This window comes from Undibacterium sp. GrIS 1.2 (assembly GCF_040544435.1).
In the GTDB taxonomy this organism is placed as follows: domain Bacteria; phylum Pseudomonadota; class Gammaproteobacteria; order Burkholderiales; family Burkholderiaceae_D; genus Undibacterium.
Window position 1 is genome coordinate 46,172 of sequence record NZ_JBEONP010000003.1, and the last position, 17,776, is coordinate 63,947.

The following is a 17,776-nucleotide window of genomic DNA, read 5'->3' on the forward strand; positions in this document are numbered from 1 at the left end:
GGAATCTAATCCATTCCTATTGCCGTTGCCTGGTAGGCCTTTGTCTTCACAGCAGGACTAGCGGGTCGTGCTTTGATGCCATGTGCCGGTGCCGGTGCCGGTGCCGCAGACGATAGCTTGAACACATCGAGTGCTTGGGTCAGATGATCCGCTTGCTCTTCCAGTGACTCTGCAGCCGCAGCGGCCTGTTCTACCAAGGCGGAGTTTTGCTGTGTCATCTCGTCCATCTGGCCGATAGCGACGCTCACCTCTTGTATGCCTGCACTTTGCTCTTGGCTGGCTGATGTAATCTCCGCCATGATGTCGCTGACGCGTTTAACCGAGGCAACGATCTCATCCATCGTATTACCGGCCTGATCCACCAATTGCGAACCGATATTAACTTTATCGACTGAGTCACCGATCAGAGTTTTGATTTCTTTTGCGGCTGCGGCACTTCTTTGCGCCAAATTACGTACTTCAGAGGCAACCACCGCAAAACCACGGCCTTGCTCACCTGCGCGTGCCGCTTCTACTGCAGCATTCAGTGCCAGAATATTGGTTTGAAATGCGATGCCATCAATCACCGCAATAATGTCGACGATCTTTTTAGAGGACTGATTAATTTCCGCCATGGTTGTTACCACCTGGCTCACCACATTTCCGCCCTTAACTGCCACGCCGGAGGCGCTTTGTACCAACTGATTTGCCTGACGTGCATTGTCGGCATTTTGTTTTACGGTATCGGTTAATGTCTCCATCGAGCTGGCGGTTTCTTCCAGGCTACTGGCTTGCGATTCGGTACGGCTGGATAAGTCTGCATTACCAGAAGCGATCTCTGAGCTGGCAACTTTAATGGTTTCTGCAGACGTTTTAATGTCAGAGACCATAGATTGCAAACGCACCTGCATTTCTTGCAAGGCAGATAGCAAACTCGCTCCATGTTCGCCATCGACACTGATTTCCATACTCAAATCACCGGCAGCAACGGCAGCAGCGATTTCGCGGGCATATTCTGGCTCACCACCTAATTGTTGCCAGATCGTACGCACGACAAAGAAGGACACTACACCCAAAGAAATTGTCACCATCAGTGCGACCAAAATTGCGGTGTAAAGCACGTTGCGAACGTTATCGCCGCTTTTCTCAATACCCATGCTGAATTGACTTTGTGCCGTTTCTACGGTTTTGGTCAAATCGGCCTGCAAGATTTTTAACGCACTTTGCATGGTGCCGATCTCTGCTTGCGGATCACCTTGCTCAATCTCCAGCATGATTTTGGCGACCTTTAGGGCGGGCGCATAATAGGCATCAAACTCGCCGCTTAATTTATCGGAGAGTGCTTTTTGACCTGGCACTTCACCTAATTTTTTGAGTTTTTCTTTCACTTTTTTGGCAGTCTCAGCCACCGCATCAATACGCTTTTTATCACCTTCAGATACGGCGTCCCTCAACATGTCGGTCAAACCCTGAACATCGGAGGACAAAATTTTTGCGCGGTCGAGTACAGGATAGTCGACATCAGCAGTAGCTTTAATCGACGAAATCGCTATGGTAGAAAAATATACACTGACTGCCAGACCAACACCGAAAATGACCGTGGCAATGACTGGTAAGGCCCATATTCTGCGTTTAATGCTCATGTCTTCGCCTTTACTTGCTAATAATTCAAATGAACGAAATCGTTATCAATTGCTGAGTGTCTCAACTACTAAACACGATACGTGTAAACCAAAAGATACAGGGAAATAGCCTAGCTTGTTTTGTCAAAACAATGAAAAATATTGTTTCTTAACACACGCTTTGCTCTTGTACGCGCTAGCTGCGCATTACATTTATTTTTTTTACTCTCACCAGAGTCTGACATAAAAAATAATCGATCCTGAGTTACATCTACTCAATACAGCCATTAATTCGCGATGACTTTAACCGTAACATCTACACTGGATTTTTCAATATAGCCGATCGCATTCAAATCAGACGCAACCGCTTTCTTTACTTCGGCGCTGGAGCCATATTCTTTAGGTAAAGTACCTTTGCCGGTAAAGACCAATTTTGACCAAATTGCCTTTACTTGTGATGGCTCTTTATCTGCCACTTTTTTATAAAATTCCGCTCGTATGGCTGAGTTTTCCGGCTGATCTAACGGTGTAAAAGTAGTAGATTTACCGAGAAAATACTGCGCCACTTGTTCCGGCGTCATATTTGCTAGGGGATTTTTAGGGTTCACCACAATAACCACATCTGCCATTGCTGGAATAGCAAAAAGCGTCAGGCTGGCGGTAACAAGACTGGCTTGAATAATTTTTTTCATGTCGTCCCCCTTAAAATACGAAATCAATAGCAGCCGCAACGACATTCACAGGACCCTGGAATGTTGGCTTGGCGTTCACGAAGGTACCGGCGCCATTTTCTGGAGACAATCTGTCAAACTGTATTTTCAGATCAGCGGATTTGTTGAAGTCCCAACGTATGCCAATACTATTGCTGGTTTGTATCGGTGCCAGTGATGCCAATGCGTTGGCACCTGCAGTTAATCCTGCTAAGGGTCCTGTCGTTGGTAATCCTGCGACCGTTCTTGGGCTGTCTTGTTTGACAGAGCCGTGAGTGAAGTATGGAGTAAATTTGCCAAAGCGGTAGCCAAACATGGTGTACCAGGAGGAGGTGTCTGGTAAGGAGACGCTCTCTGATTTACGTTTGCCGTATTCCGTTTGTACTAAAATATTTTTCCAGTCGACGGTGAGTCCAAGCGAGGTGAACGTCGCTTTGTTGTCGTGGAGTTTGAGGCTATTGGCTTGGGATGTGAAACCAAATTGGTTTAAACCACCGACTACTGCATTTAAAGAGGGGGAGTCATCAACGCTAAATTTTGTGTAGATATGTCCGAAGCGAACCGTAAAAGGTCCATTCTCTAACACCATGTTGAGTCCGGCTATGCTTTTAAATTTCGCGGTGTAGGAGTTGCCGTTGCCCTTTGTTTCACTTTGTCCTGCTGCGACCTGTGTTGTCAGTGTGCTTTCGCCAAACGAGCTTTGATATATCGCATCTACACCGTCAACATTTTCTAAGTTGACCTGGCTGTACATTTCTACCGGTGGACGTAGGTAGGTGCTGGCGTAGCCTACATTGAGGTAGTCGGAGATCATGTAGACCGGGAGTCCCATACGGCCTACGCGGACATTTAAATTGTCGGTGACTTTGAATTTGGCGAAGGCCCAGGCGAGTTCGCCGCCAAACTCGTCGGTGACGTGTTTGCGTACTAAGCCTTGCGCTGTGAATGAAAGCCAGTCGTTCATTTTGGCGGTAGCTTGTATACCAAAATTAGAATCCACACCAGTACCTGCGCTGGTTTTAACGCCGCCTAGTTGGGCGACACGAGCAAATTCTGCGTCATCCGTGGAGGCGCGGGTTAACGCTGCTGTGCCAAAGCCGCTGATCGTAATCGTCGGACCATCAGGTATATCTGCGGCGTAGGCTGTGGAAATTGCCAATGGCAATGCAAGCAGGCCGAGGTAGGGCTTTAGTTTCATAAACGCCTCTTTTATATTGAACATCATGCATGTAATACAACGGAAAATCATCAAAACAAATGAAATGAACCGCCAATACTAAAAAAGCACAACAACAAATTACATTGCAAATCTAAAGAGATTACGACTTAAACTGAATTCGAAAATGAAATCAAAACTAAAGCGCTCTGTTGCAGAAACATTTACTCACAACAGAGCGCAAACCTGAACCAGGCTTATGGAAGACTGACGACTACTTTGACACTGGAATCGACCGCAGATTTTTCGATATAACCGATCAAATTAGCATCTGCAGCAACGGCTTTTTTGACGTCCGCACTAGAGCCATATTCTTTAGGTAAAGTACCTTTACCGGTAAAGACCAGTTTCGACCAAATCGACTTCACCTGAGATGGCTCTTTGTCCGCTACTTTTTTATAAAACTCTGAGCGAATTGCAGAACTCTCCGGCTGATCTACTGGCGTTAATTTGGCAGATTTACCAAGGAAAAATTGTGCTACCTCATCTGCCGACATAGCAGAAGCGGCACTCTTTGCGCTAACGATGGCAACAACTTCTGCCATTGCTGGAATAGCAAAAAGCGTCAGGCTGGCGGTAACAAGACTGGCTTGAATAATTTTTTTCATGTCGTCCCCCTTAAAATACGAAATCAATAGCAGCCGCAACGACATTCACAGGACCCTGGAATGTTGGCTTGGCGTTCACGAAGGTACCGGCGCCATTTTCTGGAGACAATCTGTCAAACTGTATTTTCAGATCAGCGGATTTGTTGAAGTCCCAACGTATGCCAATACTATTGCTGGTTTGTATCGGTGCCAGTGATGCCAATGCGTTGGCACCTGCAGTTAATCCTGCTAAGGGTCCTGTCGTTGGTAATCCTGCGACCGTTCTTGGGCTGTCTTGTTTGACAGAGCCGTGAGTGAAGTATGGAGTAAATTTGCCAAAGCGGTAGCCAAACATGGTGTACCAGGAGGAGGTGTCTGGTAAGGAGACGCTCTCTGATTTACGTTTGCCGTATTCCGTTTGTACTAAAATATTTTTCCAGTCGACGGTGAGTCCAAGCGAGGTGAACGTCGCTTTGTTGTCGTGGAGTTTGAGGCTATTGGCTTGGGATGTGAAACCAAATTGGTTTAAACCACCGACTACTGCATTTAAAGAGGGGGAGTCATCAACGCTAAATTTTGTGTAGATATGTCCGAAGCGAACCGTAAAAGGTCCATTCTCTAACACCATGTTGAGTCCGGCTATGCTTTTAAATTTCGCGGTGTAGGAGTTGCCGTTGCCCTTTGTTTCACTTTGTCCTGCTGCGACCTGTGTTGTCAGTGTGCTTTCGCCAAACGAGCTTTGATATATCGCATCTACACCGTCAACATTTTCTAAGTTGACCTGGCTGTACATTTCTACCGGTGGACGTAGGTAGGTGCTGGCGTAGCCTACATTGAGGTAGTCGGAGATCATGTAGACCGGGAGTCCCATACGGCCTACGCGGACATTTAAATTGTCGGTGACTTTGAATTTGGCGAAGGCCCAGGCGAGTTCGCCGCCAAACTCGTCGGTGACGTGTTTGCGTACTAAGCCTTGCGCTGTGAATGAAAGCCAGTCGTTCATTTTGGCGGTAGCTTGTATACCAAAATTAGAATCCACACCAGTACCTGCGCTGGTTTTAACGCCGCCTAGTTGGGCGACACGAGCAAATTCTGCGTCATCCGTGGAGGCGCGGGTTAACGCTGCTGTGCCAAAGCCGCTGATCGTAATCGTCGGACCATCAGGTATATCTGCGGCGTAGGCTGTGGAAATTGCCAATGGCAATGCAAGCAGGCCGAGGTAGGGCTTTAGTTTCATATAGTTCCTTTTTAGTAAAACGTAGTGGTAAATTACTCTCTCAAACAACAGGTGTTCATCTCTCGTGGTGAGAGACTTGAGTGATTTGGTGTGATCTGAAATGCACGGACAGATAGTCGAAAAAATGATCAATCAGTAGTCAATGGCTAGCATGCAACGAATGTATCACCGACCTGTAGCTACTCAATAATTAATCGATAATTATTCGATTTATGTCCGGTTTGCGCTCAAGGGGCGCTAAGTTACCACAAAGCAACGATTTAGGATTAATACTCTATTTTTATTTTTATTTTTATCCTAGCTTAGCCGATTGGTATTTTTTATCAAGTTTGAAAAATGATTGCGAGCAATTTCGCAACAAGTATGTAATTTGCTCGTGTGGAATAAGATTTCCACTGTTTTTTAGTTTAGAGTAGTTGGTTAGCTAGCTTTATTTTCTTCTCTGCGTTCGGTATTGCCTCTTGTTTTTTCCCTCTGAGCGGCTGCCTCAATTACTCTGTTTCAAACTGAATTCCAGTATTTTTGTCTGAGGACTAGAGATCGGCGCGTACTTCCATTGCGATGCGGCGGCAATCACTTCTTTATCAAATAATTTAGTCGGTTTAGATTTAATAATCTCGACCTGGCTTACCTTGCCATCGGTACCAATGCTGATGCGAGCACTCACAAGACCTTCTGTCACGCCTGCCTGGGTTGCAGCAGCTGGAAATAAAGGCTGTACGCTCGTCAATAATTTAAGTACATTTTGAAAACTCAATTCCACTATTTTTGTTTGCGGACTAGCCAGCGGTGCGTACCTCCATTGCGATAACGCAGCGATCGCTTCTTTATCAAAAACCTTAGTTGGTCTGGCTTTGACAATCTCAACTTGCAGTACTTTACCGTCGCTACCAATGCTGATACGCGTAGTCACAGAGCCCTCAGTCACACCGGCCAAGGTGGCGGTAACTGGGAATGTCGGCTGAACGCTAGACAAGAGTTTTGGTTGGTTTTGCTCTGTATTTTCTTGTGTCTGTACTTGTGATTGCGCAGGCGTTGGTGTTGCAACTACTGCGGGTACAGGTTTAGGTAGTACAGCAGCCACCTGGAGCGGTGGTGCGTCTGCCTGTTTTATTGCGGTGGCGGTTGCTGGTGGTGTGACCGCAGCAGCAGTTGTTTTTACAGGATCATGCACAAGCGGAGCTACCGGCGGAATTACTGTCGTTTTAGCTGCAAGCGTTTTGGCGTCCAACGCTAATTTTGCCTCTTGCTCCAACTTCGTATCTTTAGCGATTTTCGCTAATCTGGCTTCCTCAGCAAGTTGCGCGGGCGTTTTACTTGAAGCCATTTCCATCCACTTGGTGACATCGGCAGTCTCTTCGGTGTGGCGTATTGCATTTTTTACGATACCTGTTGGCGCGGTCGCCGATGCAGCCGTCTGGTCAGCTGATGCAGTCACATTAGAATTATCTGGCGCCGGTTTTTTTTGGCAGGCGGAGAGCAATATAACGACACCCAATAGTCCGAAAAGCGGGTGAAAAAAAGTTCTCATAATCTATCCAGTAAAAAGCTGATAGGCAATACCCTCGCCGATTATATTACGGTGAACACATGAAAATGTGAGAATCAACATGTATTCCTGATTGACGTATAGCCAATAAAAAAACTGGCATCGCGCATTGTCCTCACACAAACTGAGTCAAATTAACCCTCACCGAAAAATATACTCCCACTACGTATATTTTTTTACCCTTATAAATACTGGACGATAGCATTGTTATACATAAATAAAGTGGGGAGTATATCGTTTTTTTAGGGATTTACGATTTTTTCCCAACGCTAACAAAGACATAGCGAAGATTGCACTATCCGCTGATAAAAAAACCGCGAATCAGGCTGGCGATTTTTTTATGATGTGTTTTATCGAGGTGAGGATGTTCAATTTTCAACATCGACAGCTGCAGTTCAATCCTCCTCGTCTAAGTTTTATCGCAGGATATTGGTCTAACCAAGTGTGTCGTGATTTTGCAACTTAGAGACAAGATCAGGGGTACTGTCATCGGTAAGTAACAAACATTCCGCAACATACATGCCTTCTGTGCGGGCTCTTTTGTAAGGCATTCTTCATACGAAGTAGCACTGAGTGCTTGCCTTGCACTGTTCATCTCACTCCAAGTATTTTCGGCGACAAAATAGTTCACTGAGCTTAGTGACAATCTAATACGCCGCAAAACGATAGCTTTATCTCTCAATGTATTTCAATACCAGGAGTAACAAGATGCTTCATGCAATTCCATTTCGTAAGCGCTACTTGAATCAGGCATTATCAGTTTCACTATTGTCTCTGAGTCTCCCATACCTTGCTTTCGGCCAAGAATCCGTGAACCTTGGCTCGGTGGGCTCACAAAGCGGCGCAGGTCAAATAGTTGAAGTTGCCGCCAAACGCGATTCAGTTGCGGCGGTTGCTCCTACCCAGGTAAATCTGACTACGACGGAACCACAATCAATTATTTCACGTGCTTATATCGAACAATCGGTAGCGCCAACAGGTAATTTCAACACGATTGCTGGTATTTCTCCTGGTGCGTCGACCCAACCGTCATCGAATGGACCAGGCGCAGCAGATACTAAAACTGTACTGCGTGGATTTCAGGATTCGCAATATAACGTGACTTGGGATGGTATCCCTTTCGGCGATACCAATGACCCGACACATCATTCGACCGCTTATTTTCCAGCGGCGGTCATCGGCGGTGTGGTTGTAGAACGCGGCCCGGGCAATGCTAGTAATCTTGGGCAGGCAACATATGGGGGAAGTATAAATTTATATTCCAAAACACCCGCGGCCAAAGCGGCGACAGAAGTATATTTCTCGCACGGCAACTGGAACACAAATTTATACGGTATCGGCTTTGAGAGCGGAAAATTTGGTGAGAACGGCTCAACCTTACAATTGAATGTGCAACAAATCAAGAGCGATGGCTACCTCAGTTACAACACGATGGATGGCGCGAATTTCGTTGCAAAGTACCAGCAGAAACTCGGTAGCAATACGCGGCTCACTGTGTTTGCTACCTACAACGACATCAAGGCTGCGTTACCAGACTCGACTTCCGGAGCGACTTTGGCTCAGGCTGCTTTATTCGGCAAGAACTACAGCCTTAACAATGACCCAACTAGCCAAGGTTATTATGGCTACAACACAGTTCATAAAAAAACGGATTTTGAATACCTCCGCCTGCAATCTGACTGGGGTAACGGCTTCCAAACAGATAACAATCTCTATAGCTATTTTTACGATAATCAAACTATCGCAGGATTTGATGCAAGCGGCTATTTAGGTCATGGCGTCATCGCTGCCGGCGCAGGCACTAATGCCAGTTCGTATAGCGGCGCTAAAGTGCCGGCAGGTGGAGTTTTAGGCTATGACAAGTTAAATCACTATCGCGTAACTGGCGATATTTTGAAAGCGACTAAAGAATTTTCTAATGGCCTGTTGCGTGCCGGTTTATGGTTAGAGCAGTCAGATACGATACGTCACCAGTATGGCCTGGACGTATCCACTATGACACTGCTGGATCCCACTTTGGCTGGTAAGGGTACGAAATTCAATCAAGATTCTAGCTGGAAACAATACCAACCTTTCGTCGAGTTCGAATGGGCTGTAACGGATAGCACCACAGTTACACCAGGATTCAAATATTCGCACTTTACGCGCAGTGTCGATGCAATTAAGAACCAAGGCTCCAACATCGCCGCTAATTTCTCTGAGACTTTTACGTCAAGCCTTCCCTTCCTCACAGTGAACCATATGTTAGATAAGGACGATGCGCTTTATCTTCAGTATGCTAAAGGTATGCAAGTACCGATTTTAGGGACTGCTTTGCAGGTTACTAATCCAGGTAATACACCAGACCCTCAAACGACTACAAACTACCAGTTTGGAGGCGTGCATAAATCGGACCGGTTCCATTTTGCGGCGGACGTTTACTACATCGATTTTAATAATCAAATTGGCTCCAGTGTCGTAGCCGGTCAGACCGTCTTTTTCAATCAGGGCGGCACAGTTTATAAAGGTTTTGAAACGGAAGGAACTTGGCTAGTTGATGGAGGGTGGGCGCTATATGCAAATTATTCATACAATAGTGCAAAATTTAAGAGCAACAACACTGCTGGCGTCGGCACAATCGCAAAAGCACCAAAAATGACGGCTGCTCTGGGCCTGCTATTTAATCAAGGACCTTGGAACGCTTCATTAATCTATAAACAAGTGGGCGATCAGTATGCGGTCAACAACGAACCAGCAGCCTATAAAATTGATGGGTATGGAAATACCGATCTGAACGCAGCCTATACCTTCGGCGATTTGGGATCGATGATCAAAAAGCTTAAAGTACAGTTCAGTATTTATAACATCACCAATAGCCAAAAAGTGACTGCTATATCTACTGGTGCAACAATGGCGTTAGATCAATATCAATGGCAAGCACCGCGAAGCTATATGGTGTCACTCAAAGGCTATTTTTAACTAGGGGTTGATCACGGGAGCAGTGGTAGTTGTGAAATCACACGCTGCTCCAAACCACCACCAGATCACAAAAAATAGTGTCAAGATGATCCGCTTGTTTGTAAATACCGTACATACCGAACGAGATTTTTTGCAAGTCGATAACATTTTCTCTTAGCGACACGCTGCAACAGCTTTTCAACGATCAGTATATGAAATTAATTCGAGTGATCAAAAGCGAGACAACTCTTGTCTCGCTTTTTTCATAATACGACATAGAAAAATCTATTATCCAGATGACTATTGCGTAGCAGCTTCACAAGTAGTTTTGCCATTTTTCAGCAAACAGATGGTCATCAACTTGCCGTCTTTATTCCAGGCTTGCATCTTCCAGCCCTGTGCTTCGCGCTCCATGGTCATAAAGCCGACATCGTTGGTGTTGCTAAAGTAATCCACCTCAGCCCCCATAAACGGTGTCGCCGTGGCAGGACGTAAATTAGGCATAGGAATATCCAGCGACGAGCCGCCATTACCTGTCACAAATTGCGTCGGGTGATCGGTGCTGAAGGTAATCGCCTCAAACAAATGCACATGACCTGATAAAACGGCTTGCACATTGTCAGGGAACAAACGAGCAAAATGAATGTTTTGCATCAGATCCTGCAGGGCGGCATTACCTGGTTTGAAATCCACCGGGCCACCTTTTTTCTTCTCCGGCGCAAACCCGAGTATAGGATGATGGTCGACAAAAATATTGAAGCTAGCTTGCTTGGACAGTTGCTCTACCTGATTGAACTGGTTCATATACAAGGCATACGCAGGGTCGGTTTTTGCCAAGACTTTATTCGGGACTTTGGCAGAATCAAAGACGATCAGCTGTGCGTCATCAGTCCCGATCTTACCCAGAGGGACGCCATACGGTGCGCTGTAATCGCCGCTTAAATCCTCTTGTGGCAAATTACAATCACGCCCCGCCAGCAAAGGACGCGGGTCCATCAAGCGCCACCAGCCCTGGCCTGCACGGACGCAACTCTCATGATTGCCACGGACGAATACCCAAGGTGCAACACGCAATAAAGGTGCGGCTGGCGCAAAAAAATCGGCATTCCAGGTATCCCAGCCATAACCCCAAGGACTGCCGGCGCAATCCGCATTGCCGTCGGGGCAGCGATTTTCCCGGTAGTGATAATCGCCGACATGGATGACTAAATCGGGTTTAAATGTCGCTGCGGTTTTAATCACATCATGGAATGCCCATTTGCTGACGTCATTACACGGTTGGTAATAATTATCCGTCTTCTTCATACGGCAACCGGTGTCACCGATTACGATAATTTTTTGCGGCGCGGCTTTAGGAAGTGGCAAATTTTGACCCGCAATACTGGCCGATTTGATTGCTGGGCTTAATGTCGCTTCACACGTCAGAATAGGAAAATCAGAAGGCTTAGAATCATCCGCACTACTGGCGGTTACACGTTGCATCACAGTGCCCGCAGCGGCACGCACCTGCATAATTTGTGGTGTGCCATCAATGATCATAGACGGGCAAACCGCGTCTTGCGTCACACTGCGCGCCACCGCTTGGCCGTTTTCACCCAACACTACCCACGAATACAGCACGCCACTTTTACCTGCTGCGGGCAATGAAGACTGGTCTGGTGCAGATGTACTTTTTACAGTACTACAGGCGCTCAGCACCGCAAGAAGTGATAAAACACTCAACCGCACCAGCGGTGAGCGAAATTGATATAACGACATACATAGCCCTCGACAAATGATTAATTTTGTGAAAACCAGTAGCTTATGCCGAGATTGTTTCTGGTAGATGAAATATTTGAAATACAGGGAATAATGATGGTTTAAGTGTTTAAAAATAGAAGTCCAATCATTCTGTGGCTTACAAGCCAAAAACAGGCTAGAAGCCGCAGAATGATTGGACATCCAAATTTAACTTTTCAAACTTAGTTTGAAATTCAGTTTGAAATTCAGTTTCAAATTCAAATCAACCAATTCTTGCAATACGGACGAAACGCAAACCTTATTCCATCAACCACACGAACGAGATATTGCTCCAGTTTTTGGCGACTAACTGAGCGGTCGCTACCGGTTTGAAATTGCATTCTTTTACCGCATTCAGTGACGCATTATCCAGACTGCGATGTCCGCTAGACTGGACTACTTTGGCATCGACCACCTTGCCTGCGGTATCGGTTAAAAACTGCAACTTGACCATGCCTTCTTCACTTTGGCTGAGTGATTTATCTGGATAAGCAGGCATTTCACAGTTCTTCGTATCGAAAGGACTTTTGATCTCTGCAGCGAATGTAGGAGCAGAAGCGACCGCCAGTAACAAGGCAGCAATGGCGTAGCAATGACGAGTAGTTGCAGACATAAAACCTCCGAAGAATGTGGTGAAACCAAATAAGAATCAAATAGATGCGCGACAACAAAAGTGGATTTTTTAAGGTTACATTTGCAGCAAAACCGCTCTTGGTGACTTCAATATACTGCAGTGCACAAATCTGTAAAAATTGATTATTCGTATAGGAGATATTCGCAAAAACCATATTAGTTGCCGCGCATCAACATGGTGCGATGGTATATAGCCAGGCTGGGGGATTTTTCTCAGATGGTGTGCAAATACTGGCTGTACCGCACTGTTGGCGTGCTTTTTATCCGAGTTGGTGCAAGACAAAAAGTGAAAGTCGCAGAGTAAATATTGTTGGACAGTGTGTGAATTACGCACAGCTTGCGTAAAGCTGGCGCGCTAACAAGTCGATATTAAGTCGCTACTAACTAGATATTAAGTAAATATAAGGAGTTTTTTGAGTGCCTTAATAAAATCAAATAACTACCAAACATAAATATACTCCCCTATTTTTTTGATAAAACCCCCTTTATTGTCCAATCATTATATGGACAACTTAAATATACTTATAGGGAGTAATTTATTTTCACTCTATGAATCGACGTGATTGACTGGCTGTTCTCCGGGGTTTTCATCAGTGCAAAATCTGCTTCACAACAAAGAACGCTGTCCCTCTAGCGCCAGCAACCACTGCTTATTTTGCAAACCGCCCGCATAACCCGTCAACGCGCCGGAACTGGCGATCACCCGGTGGCAAGGGACAATAATCGACACCGGGTTGCGACCATTGGCAGCGCCCACCGCACGCACTGCGCCCGGGTTGTTGAGCTGTTGAGCGATCTCGCCGTAGCTCATGGTGCTGCCATAAGGAATACTACGTAAGATTTGCCACACCGCTTTTTGAAACGCCGTCCCTAGCGAATCAGCTAACGGGATATCAAACATCTGGCGCTGTCCTGAAAAATACTCGTCCAGTTGCTGCGCTGCGAGTTGCAAGACCGGATGGCTGTCTTGCCTGATCCAGCCCTCACTGCCTTTAAAATGGCTATGCTGTTCAAAATACACGCCAGCTAAGCCTTGTTCGGTCGCGGCTAACAACATGGTCTTCAGTGGGCTATTAATTTGGGTATAAAACATGACGATTCTCGGATCACTATAAAATTATTTGAAAGCTTGCATTAATTACCTGAGTGGTAGCAACAGTAGAAGAGATCATGATTTTTCGATGGCTGCCAAGCGCATCAACCTGATCTGCGCAATCCGCTCTTATTTTCCATCTTTACTTTCCTTACTCAGTGATTGCCATAACAGCAGTGCGGCATACGCGCGCCAGGGTGACCAGGCGTTTGCGCGCTGGTGCAACTGCTTCTCGGTCAGCCGGACTTCCGGCAATACAGCCGCGGCTTTTTGCAGTGCTAAATCACCCGCAGGGAAAGCGTCGGGATAGCGCAAAGCACGCAAGGCAATGTATTGAGCGGTCCATTCGCCAATGCCAACCACCGTTTTTAACTGGGTAACGACTTCATCAAAATTAAGTCCCAGTTGCCGTTGCAAACCACCGTCAAGCGCGAATCGTGCGACGTTTTGGATAGTCGCGGCGCGGCTTTTTGGGACGCCAATCTGCGCGATGTCTTCCACCGATAATTGCGCCAGTCTGGCGGGGCTAGGGAAGTGAAAACCAATGGCCGCAAACGGCGTGCTGGTCACCTCACCAAACCGCTGCACCAGTCGGCCAGAGACGGTGGTCGCGCCGGCGACGCTGACTTGCTGCCCAAGTACGGCGCGGATCGCCAGCTCAAACACATCAAATGCACCCGGCACCCGCAAACCCGGGGTGCGGTCTATTTGTGCCGCCAGCAAGGGATCATTTGCCAGATGCGATTGAATCACCACGGGATTCGCTTCCAGATCACAAAGCTGGCGCACCTTGGCGATTAAGGGCATCAGCACCGTTGACAATGCGGGGGCAACTTTTAAAGCGAGTTGCTGCTTGTCTGGCACATGCGTAATTTGTAGCCAGCCAGTTTTACCTTCCAATTGCACAGTGCGAATATAGGAGTAGATGCCGTCGTGATCCAATACCGCCTCCAGCCCCGGCATGGCGCGCCCGCGTAAATAGGCCATCAACGCATCCCAGGCATAAGGCGGGCGATACGCCAGGCGCAAGACCAAACCCTCACTCTCTTCTGACGCCGTGCGACGTATCGATCCGGGCGCCATTTTGTAACGACTAGCAAACAACGCATTAAAGCGCCGCACGCTGCCAAAGCCTGCGGCGTAAGCCACTTCTGCCATTGACAAGTGAGTTTCTTGCAGCAGTTTTTTAGCGAATAAAAGCCGCTGCGTCTGCGCCAGTTCAACCGGCGTCACCCCAAACTGCTGTAACAACACGCGGCGTAATTGGCGCGAAGACAAACCGACTTGCAGCGCCAACGCTTCTATCCCGGCATCATTCAAGGCACCGGCGGCAATTCGCTGCCATACGGCATAGGCCAGATTTTGTTGTAAAGCATAGGGCGCAAGCTCAGGACGACAGCGTAGACAAGGCCGGAAACCCGCTACCTCTGCCGCCGCAGCGCTATCAAAAAAATGACAAGAAGATGCGCGTGGTATTTTGACCCGGCAAACCGGACGACAATAAATGCCGGTCGTACTGATGCCAGCAAAAAATACGCCGTCAAAACGACTGTCCTTGGCGGACAAAGCACGATAAAAATACAGGTCGCGTTCGACAGTATCGTTAAACGTGGTAGAGAAATCGGATAAATTTATCGTGCTCATTGCCGTTTAGATTGTGATGACCAAGGTCGTGTTGGTATGGCGATTTTTTCGCTTCTGAAGCCATCTTTATACGGCATCCGCCTGACTATTTCTAGCCATTTTCGGACAGATAAGCAAACCCAGCTTGATTGACTGCCATGACAAAAGAAGCAATCACTCTCTGGCTGACTTAGTACGCGCTGATAGCTCGCATCAGAAATCATACAGAGTCCAAGTCGAACCCAAATCCACAAAGTTTGCGCTACACTCGGAGCGAGTATCGTCAACGCTCAAATCCTTTACCAACATCATCAATACAAAGGTCTGCTATGTTCTTGCCACAAGCCCGCCCTATCGTCCAGCAACTCGGTGCATCACAGATACGTGAAGTGGCTAATGCAGGCATAGGTATGACGGATGTTTTGCCTTTTTGGTTTGGCGAACCCGATCAGATGACGCCGCAATTTATCCGCGATGCGGCAAAACAGGCGCTGGATGCTGGCGATACTTTTTACACCCATAACTACGGTATTCCTGCATTGCGGCAAGCCATTGCAAGTTACCTGTCGCGCTTGCATCAGCCCATCAGCATGGAACGTATTGCCGTGACCTCATCTGGCGTATCGGCCTTAATGCTGGTGGCGCAGACCATCTTGAATCCCGGCGACATAGTCGTCGCAGTCACACCGCTGTGGCCAAACTTAACCGAAATCCCCAAGATACTCGGTGCAAACATGGTCACTGTGCCTCTGCAATTTGGTCTGAGCTGGGAATTAGATTTGCCGTTGCTGCTAAATGCTTTAACGCCCGATACTAAAATGCTGATGCTTAACTCACCGAATAATCCGACCGGCTGGGTCATGCCACGTGATCAGCAAGAAATCGTCTTGGCACATTGTCGTCAACACGGCATCTGGATTTTGGCAGACGATGTGTATGAACGTCTGGTGTACAACGATAGCAGCAGCGTCAGTGGCAGCGTCAGCAACGATCCATCAGCATTAGCATGCGCGCCCTCGTTTTTGGATATCGCCAGCCCGGAAGATAGGGTAATTTCTACCAATAGTTTTTCAAAATCCTGGCTCATGACGGGCTGGCGTCTAGGCTGGATCGTCGCACCATTAAGCGTGATGGCAGACCTCGGCAAGCTGATCGAATTTAACACTTCCTGCGCCCCCGGCTTCATCCAAACCGCTGCCATCGCCGCACTGGAGCAAGGCGAGCCCATCGTACAGAACACACTGATACGTTATCAGGCCGCGCGCGATTTTCTGTATCAAAGTCTGAATGATTTACCCGGCATTACAACGCCCAAACCCAAAGGTGCGATGTATTTATTTTTCCGTTTTGACGGCGCAACCGACACACTCAGTTTATGCAAACGTCTGGTGAAAGAAGTAGGACTCGGGCTGGCACCGGGCAGTACTTTTGGCAATGAAGGCGAAGGCTATGTGCGCTGGTGCTTTGCCAGCTCTTTAGACAAACTGGAGTTGGGTGTGCAACGTCTGCAAAGGTTTATGGAAAAAGACTGATGTCTTAGTTAGGACGGCATCGAATTTCAGACAATATTCGATATTCCTTTTTAAACACTAAACCAAAATCATATATATAAACCTGCTTCAAGTTCAGCACCTGCTCGGTTTTTGCCAGACATCGGCGACTTACTTTCCATTGCTTATTCTTTGTTGGATGCTTCATGGAGGCGCGTCTGGTGAGAGCTTAATTCACGCATGATCGTATCAGGTACTGCAATCTCCAGATTCGCGAGTGCGCGGATTTCGTCCGATGCGATACCCGTCAGTGCAGCATCGCGTAAAGATCTTGCCTCAGCATCTTTTCCCAGTCCCTCTAAGACAGTCGCACCTAATATCACGTCCCGCATAAAATTCATCAGCTCGGCGGCTAAGCGCGGCGCCACAGAGATCGGCGGGAACAGGGGTAACTGAGCCGCCAACTGATTCAATTCCTTTAATCGAGGTAATGGGTCCGCAAGGTAGCGAGTCGCCAGAACAAAGTCCTCAGCCTCCACTATGGCTGGCAAAGCAAAAGAAGCTTCGCGATGTGCGAATGTTGGCTGTAGCGACAAGAGTTGCTTAAATAGCTCATATGTTGCACGGGTATCATTGAGCGTTTCGTTCATATTCACGATGACTTGGAATCGTGAATGCGGCCAGGCGACTGCGCGAGTACCGAAGGTATCGTCGCCATTAAGCAGGTAGACCACCTCTTCGTCACGGGCGCTGACTAAGGCTTCATATGCTGGATAGTATTCTGCGCACAATTGACTCCATTCGAACATCGTGATGAAGTAGGACTCATCGGTGCCAGGAACGCTTTCCCTTATGCGGCCAAATACCCCTCTCAACAGTCGCAATGCGTCTTCGTAGAGTCCCTCGGACCTGGCCATAACTGCATCCTGCACAATAGATTCCATTGTTCCTACGCCTTCCTATTCAAAGTAAGTTAATGATATAGAGCATCTTACTCAACATGTTGGATAGTACGCTTCTGGCCACTAAGCATCGCTGCTTATTCCATTTTTGGCTCTCTCGTACTGCTGCAAAACTATTTGGCCGCAGTCTTCTACCAGTTGTTGTCAGGTCAACTCTGAGCTACTACATGTTAAGCATGCTCTGGTGCTATGATTTGCTGCCTTACTCAGGATTGATTCAAATCTATTTATTCAATTAAATGATTCACTAATTCGCCACTCAATTTGTCAGTCACTTCTGAATTCATTTTTCAACTACTTCGATAGAAAAGACCCTCATGTCCAAATCCCTGTTCATGTTGCTCTGCTCCAGCCTGGCG

At 47.1% G+C, this 17,776-nt stretch carries 13 protein-coding genes; 2 read left to right on the forward strand and 11 right to left on the reverse strand.

What is annotated here, in order from left to right; translation table 11 throughout:
* Positions 1-5: 5 nt before the first annotated feature.
* The 6 genes from AAKU61_RS01990 to AAKU61_RS02015 all read right to left on the reverse strand — a co-directional run bounded on the left by AAKU61_RS01990 (position 6) and on the right by AAKU61_RS02015 (position 6,882).
* The gene (locus AAKU61_RS01990) at positions 6-1,622 is read right to left on the reverse strand and encodes a methyl-accepting chemotaxis protein (protein WP_354329197.1); all 1,617 of its coding nucleotides are present in this window, start codon (positions 1,620-1,622) and stop codon (positions 6-8) included.
* Between the two features lie 266 nt (positions 1,623-1,888).
* Positions 1,889-2,293, reverse strand: a complete 405-nt coding sequence (locus AAKU61_RS01995; RefSeq protein ID WP_354329199.1) for a hypothetical protein — start codon at positions 2,291-2,293, stop codon at positions 1,889-1,891.
* A gap of 10 nt (positions 2,294-2,303) precedes the next feature.
* Entirely contained in the window at positions 2,304-3,509 is a 1,206-nt protein-coding gene (locus tag AAKU61_RS02000) for a porin (protein WP_354329201.1), read from the reverse strand.
* Between the two features lie 215 nt (positions 3,510-3,724).
* A complete protein-coding gene (locus tag AAKU61_RS02005) occupies positions 3,725-4,135 on the reverse strand; it encodes a hypothetical protein (RefSeq protein WP_354329203.1) in 411 nt (136 codons plus the stop codon).
* 10 nt (positions 4,136-4,145) lie between these two features.
* Complete coding sequence (locus AAKU61_RS02010) at positions 4,146-5,351, reverse strand: porin (RefSeq protein WP_354329201.1); 1,206 nt, start codon at positions 5,349-5,351, stop codon at positions 4,146-4,148.
* A gap of 487 nt (positions 5,352-5,838) precedes the next feature.
* A complete protein-coding gene (locus AAKU61_RS02015; protein ID WP_354329205.1) occupies positions 5,839-6,882 on the reverse strand; it encodes an energy transducer TonB in 1,044 nt (347 codons plus the stop codon).
* A 726-nt stretch (positions 6,883-7,608) separates the two neighbouring features.
* Here AAKU61_RS02015 and AAKU61_RS02020 point away from each other — a divergent pair.
* A complete protein-coding gene (locus AAKU61_RS02020) occupies positions 7,609-9,858 on the forward strand; it encodes a TonB-dependent receptor (RefSeq protein WP_354329207.1) in 2,250 nt (749 codons plus the stop codon).
* A 279-nt stretch (positions 9,859-10,137) separates the two neighbouring features.
* On the opposite strand, the gene AAKU61_RS02025 is transcribed toward AAKU61_RS02020, so the two are convergent.
* From AAKU61_RS02025 to AAKU61_RS02040, 4 genes are all read right to left on the reverse strand, one after another.
* Positions 10,138-11,595 (reverse strand): metallophosphoesterase family protein, encoded by a 1,458-nt coding sequence (locus AAKU61_RS02025; RefSeq protein WP_354329209.1) that lies wholly within the window; start codon positions 11,593-11,595, stop codon positions 10,138-10,140.
* Between the two features lie 280 nt (positions 11,596-11,875).
* Positions 11,876-12,229: an energy transducer TonB gene (locus tag AAKU61_RS02030; RefSeq protein WP_354329211.1), complete on the reverse strand. Its 354-nt coding sequence runs from the start codon at positions 12,227-12,229 to the stop codon at positions 11,876-11,878.
* A 627-nt stretch (positions 12,230-12,856) separates the two neighbouring features.
* Positions 12,857-13,342 (reverse strand): methylated-DNA--[protein]-cysteine S-methyltransferase, encoded by a 486-nt coding sequence (locus AAKU61_RS02035; protein ID WP_354329213.1) that lies wholly within the window; start codon positions 13,340-13,342, stop codon positions 12,857-12,859.
* Between the two features lie 129 nt (positions 13,343-13,471).
* A complete protein-coding gene (locus AAKU61_RS02040; protein WP_354329215.1) occupies positions 13,472-14,986 on the reverse strand; it encodes an AlkA N-terminal domain-containing protein in 1,515 nt (504 codons plus the stop codon).
* A gap of 308 nt (positions 14,987-15,294) precedes the next feature.
* Between AAKU61_RS02040 and AAKU61_RS02045 the strand changes: the two genes are divergently transcribed.
* Positions 15,295-16,497 carry a pyridoxal phosphate-dependent aminotransferase gene (locus AAKU61_RS02045; protein ID WP_354329217.1) on the forward strand — a complete coding sequence of 401 codons (1,203 nt, stop codon included), beginning with the start codon at positions 15,295-15,297 and terminating at the stop codon, positions 16,495-16,497.
* A 143-nt stretch (positions 16,498-16,640) separates the two neighbouring features.
* Here AAKU61_RS02045 and AAKU61_RS02050 read toward each other — a convergent pair whose 3' ends face one another.
* Entirely contained in the window at positions 16,641-17,399 is a 759-nt protein-coding gene (locus AAKU61_RS02050; RefSeq protein WP_354329219.1) for a hypothetical protein, read from the reverse strand.
* Positions 17,400-17,776: the final 377 nt, after the last annotated feature.